The sequence below is a fragment of the Roseicella frigidaeris genome (assembly GCF_003258945.1).
GTDB classification, from domain to species: domain Bacteria; phylum Pseudomonadota; class Alphaproteobacteria; order Acetobacterales; family Acetobacteraceae; genus Paracraurococcus; species Paracraurococcus frigidaeris.
The window spans coordinates 1-3,206 of sequence record NZ_QLIX01000070.1 but is presented as its reverse complement, the minus strand read 5'-3'; the positions used below and the strand labels follow the sequence as shown (position 1 = coordinate 3,206).

3 protein-coding genes are annotated in these 3,206 nt (G+C 71.7%); all 3 read right to left on the bottom strand.

The genetic code is table 11. From position 1 onward, the window contains the following. Positions 1-64 precede the first annotated feature (64 nt). From DOO78_RS26715 to DOO78_RS26705, 3 genes are read right to left on the bottom strand one after another with little or no spacing between them, the layout of a single operon-like run. Complete coding sequence (locus tag DOO78_RS26715) at positions 65-886, bottom strand: inositol monophosphatase family protein (protein ID WP_207803090.1); 822 nt, start codon at positions 884-886, stop codon at positions 65-67. Positions 887-939: 53 nt separating this feature from the next. Further along, complete coding sequence (locus tag DOO78_RS27990) at positions 940-2,265, bottom strand: vWA domain-containing protein (RefSeq protein WP_111472920.1); 1,326 nt, start codon at positions 2,263-2,265, stop codon at positions 940-942. After that, positions 2,262-2,867, bottom strand: a complete 606-nt coding sequence (locus DOO78_RS26705) for a helix-turn-helix domain-containing protein (protein ID WP_111472919.1) — start codon at positions 2,865-2,867, stop codon at positions 2,262-2,264. Before DOO78_RS26705 ends, DOO78_RS27990 begins: the two co-directional genes overlap by 4 nt. Positions 2,868-3,206 lie beyond the last annotated feature (339 nt).

Genomic DNA, 3,206 nt, shown 5'->3' with positions numbered 1-3,206 from the left:
ACGTGCCCAGGCCCAGCGGCTCCGGCTCAGGCGGCGCCGCGCAGATCGCCGGACGGGTTATCCACTAAAATCTAACCCGGATCACTCGATGGGGGCTGGTCAGCTGGCGCTGACCACTCCGCACAGCGCCCCAATCGCGCGCAGCGAGCGCGCGAACGGCAGCCTCCGCCCCGCCGAAGCACCACCGTACGCTGCTGCGGCCGTCGATCGTGTAGCGGACCTCGGCACCGGCTTCGTCGAGCAGAACGCCACCGGCGCCGCGGACCAGCGCATGGCCGGCGGCGTAGTCCCAGCCGCAGGGGCCGTTGAGCGAGACCGCGGCGACGCCATCCCCGGCCGCGACGCGCGCCAAGCGGTAAGCGATCGAGGGCAGGCCAACGAAGCGGGCTGGCGCCACCGCTCGTCCGTTGCCGATCGGCCATTCCGGCGCGGCGTGACTCAGGAAGACAATGCTGCCGGGGCTGAGCGTGCCTTGCGCGAGTTGTGGCCGCACGGGGTCCCCGTTCCGCAGCAGGTGATCCATGCCTTCGGCCCAGGCGATGGTATCCGCCCCACGATCGGGTGACAGCGGCGCATGCACGACACCGAGCACGGGCACGCCGCCCCGGAGCAGCGCGATGCAGACCGCAGATCCGCGATGACCGGCCAGGAAGGCGCTTGTCCCGTCATTCGGATCGACGAGCCGCCAATCAATCCCGCCCGGCCCGGGATCCGCCCCGGTCTCCTCGCCCAGCCAGCGGGCCGGCAGAAGGGCGAGCAGGCGATCGCGCAGCCCCACTTCGATCTCCCGATCGATTTCGGCATGGCTGCCCGCGCCGCGGGGACCGCCAGGCCGCGCGAACTCGGCGGCCAGCAGACGACCGACCGCCTCGGCCGCAGCGACCACGGCGTGCAGGAGGGCGCGCGGTTGCGTCCCCGCGGCGACGGTGCTTGGCACCGTCACCGCCCGGACGGCCGGCTGAAGCGCTCGGCGATGGAGGCACGCGGTGCCGCACGGAGATCTTCCTCGTAGCGCGCGCGCTTCATGGAAGCCGAATAGACCTCCTTGCGGGTCCGCTCGTCCCATTCGTCACCGATCCGGCGCTGGACCAGCACCAGCTCCGCCACCAGCGTCTCGGTGCCGGGCACGCCGCGGGCATAGGGTTCCAGCCAGCGCAGCTGGCGCTCCAGGAAGTGCGTCGCAGCCCGGCGGTCGCCTTCACGGTTCATCCGCACCGCGCTTCGCAGCACGTCGGCCGTCCACGCCTGGACCACCGCGAGCGTGCGGTCCCGGTCGCGCGGCTGGGCGTTGTTGTCCGCACCGCGCGCCAGGCGCAGCTCGGCCTCGACCGCGCGCGCCTCGACCGCCTCGCCGCCGGCCGGCAGCGCGCCGCCGGCCGAGACGCCCAGCAGCAGCCCCATCCCGGGCGCACCGGCGGGGCAATGCAGCCTGACAACGACGCGTTTGGTCTGGCCCGGCAGGAGCTTGCCGACCATCACCTCGAGGACGCCAGGCAACGGCGCATGTGCCCAGCTGCCGACGAGTTCGGCCCGCAGGTTAGCCGGCACGCTGACGCGCAGCGTGACGCGTTCCAGCAGGGCGGCACGGCCTTCCTGCAATTCGCCCAGCACCACCTCGGCCACTTCGGTGCCGCCGGCGGCGTCGTGCAGGCTGCCACCGCCCGCCTCGGCGATGGCGCCGAGCAGCTGCTCGTCATAGCCGTCCCCGATCCCGAGCGCGGAGGTCAGCACGCCGCGCTCCAACAGCGCGCCGACATGGCCCGCGATCTCGCCACGATCGGTGAGCCCGTCATTGGCGTGGCCGTCCGAGAGCAACAGCACGCGGTGCGAGGCGGCCGGGTCGACAGCCATGGCGGTCGCGACCCGCTCCGCCGCCAGCAGCCAGCCGTCGAAGAGGTTCGTGCCACCGCGATCGATCAGGCCGCGGATGGCGCTTGCTGCGGCGGCGCGCCCGGCCTCGTCCATGGGGCGGGCGTCCAACAGCAGCTCGGCCTTGTTGTCGAAGGCGACAAGGCTAAGGCGGTCCCGCGCGGTCAAGGCCTCGACCACGGCGAGGGCCGCACGCCGCGCGGCATCGATCTTGTCGCCGGCCATGCTGCCGGAGATGTCGATCGTCAGCGCGAGGTTCAGCGCCGGCACCTCGCGCCGGGCGGCCTTGCCCTCGGCCGTGAGGTCGGCGACCAGGTAGCGGACGGAGCCTCCCTCATGCCAAGCCAGGGCCCGATCCAGACCGGCCGTGAGGTTTAGGATGGTGGTGTCGGTCATCGGTCCCTCCCGAGCAGGATGTCGCGGATCAGATCGGCGCACCGCTCAAGGCGGGTGCGCTGTTCGGCGTCGAGCGGGCCGCGGACCGTCAGCTCAACGTCGGGGGTGACTGGGATGCGGAGCCATTCCTCCGCGCGGGCCTTGCGGGCCGGCTCCGGGCGTCCCTGCCCGAGACGATGTTCCAGCGCCTCGAGCCCTGTCGCGGCGCGCGGCCGCGGCGCGGCCGCTTCTGCCGCAACGGAGGGGGGCGGCTTCGGCACGCTGGCCCGCAGATTCGCGATGTAGTCGAGCGCGCTGGATGCCGGATTAACCGTCGGCGGCGACGGCTTCGCGAGGGTCTCGGCGCGCGACGCGTAGGCCGCGATCTGCTCGGGGCTGGCGACCAGCAACTCCTTTCGGATGTCGGTGAACGACATGCCGAGCGCGTCGCGCATGGTCCGGATGGCCAGCAGGCGCGAGAGGGTGTCAGCGGGGTAGCGAGCGGCCGGCCCGCGCGTCAGGGGTGGCGGAAGCAGGCCCTGGGCAACCCAGGACCGGATCGTGCGGGGCTCGAGGCCCGACGCGGCAGCGAGGTCGGCAAGGGAGGGCTCGGTGGTGAGCATTCCGCATACCTATATCTGACAATGCGACATGTCAAGATAAGCGATATGGCAAGATGGCGCCCGCCGCCCGACGCGCCATGCCAGCTTTGGCATACGAAGCGTCGGCCGCTTGAATGCAGGCGTTTCCACCGAGCATGCTTCATTTCCATGCCAATACCGATTCCGATCATTGCAGGCATCGCGGCCGCGGTTACCGCCGCCGCGGCCGGCGTAGCCGCCTGGCTCTGGGGAAAGGACCTCCTGATTACCCAGCAACCTCCGCGGTCAGGAAGGAGCGCAGAGGGGTCGGGTGTTGGCCGAGAGCAGTTCTGGCGAGCCGCGGCAGGATCTCGGCGAGGT

What these genes read in the sequence shown, in the direction of transcription:
- DOO78_RS26705 (WP_111472919.1), bottom strand. Translation starts at nt 2,867, where the DNA reads ATGCTCACCACCGAGCCCTCCCTTGCCGACCTCGCTGCCGCGTCGGGC.
- DOO78_RS27990 (WP_111472920.1), bottom strand. Translation starts at nt 2,265, where the DNA reads ATGACCGACACCACCATCCTAAACCTCACGGCCGGTCTGGATCGGGCC.